Annotated in this window: 1 protein-coding gene; it reads left to right on the top strand. The window is 68.0% G+C overall.

Features of this window, described 5'->3' with window-relative positions; translation table 11 throughout:
* Positions 1 to 879: dTDP-glucose 4,6-dehydratase (gene rfbB, locus HG543_RS53850; protein WP_169352702.1), on the top strand; the 879-nt coding region annotated here is incomplete at its 5' end.
* Between the last annotated feature and the right edge of the window lie 50 nt (positions 880 to 929).

Genomic DNA, 929 nt, shown 5'->3' with positions numbered 1-929 from the left:
GACCCCCGCCACGTCTTCGTGCGCGGCGACATCGGCAACCGCGAGCTCGTCGAGCACCTGATGGCGGTGCACTCCATCGACGCCGTCATGCACCTGGCCGCCGAGAGCCACGTGGACCGCTCCATCCTCGGTCCCGAGGTCTTCGTCACCACCAACGTGCTGGGCACCCAGCAGCTCCTGGAGGCCAGCCGCGCCCGCGGCGTGAAGCGCTTCCTCATGGTGTCCACCGACGAGGTCTACGGCTCGCTGGGCCCCACCGGCTACTTCACCGAGGTCTCCCCGCTGCAGCCCTCCAGCCCGTACTCGGCCAGCAAGACGAGCTCGGACCTCATCGCCCTGGCGTACCACCACACCTTCAAGCTGGACGTGGTCGTCACCCGCTGCTCGAACAACTACGGGCGCTACCAGTTCCCCGAGAAGCTCATCCCGCTGATGGTGGTCAACGCGCTGCACGACAAGCCGCTGCCCGTCTATGGCGACGGCGGCAACGTGCGCGACTGGCTCCACGTGGAAGACCACTGCCAGGCGCTGCTGCTGGCGCTGGAGAAGGGCCGGGCCGGCGAGGTGTACAACATCGGCGGCGGGGCGGAGCGGCGGAACCTCGAAATCGTCAAGGGCATCCTCGGCCTGCTGGGCAAGCCCGAGTCGCTCATCAAGTTCGTGGCGGACCGGCCGGGGCATGACCGGCGCTACGCCATCGACCCGACGAAGATTCGCACCGAGCTGGGCTGGAAGGCCGCGCACACCTTCGAGCAGGGGCTGGCGGAGACGGTGAAGTGGTACGTCGAGCACCCGGCGTGGTGGGAGCGGGTGATGAGCGGCGCGTACCGCCAGTATTTCGACACCCAGTACAAGAACCGCCTGCACGGGAAGGGCTGACGTCATGCGGTTTCTCGTCACCGGCTCCAACGGACTCGTCGGCAGCCGCG

The organism is Pyxidicoccus fallax (assembly GCF_012933655.1).
GTDB classification, from domain to species: domain Bacteria; phylum Myxococcota; class Myxococcia; order Myxococcales; family Myxococcaceae; genus Myxococcus; species Myxococcus fallax.
Note: the sequence above shows the minus strand (reverse complement) of the source record. Positions and strands in the feature narration are given on the sequence as shown.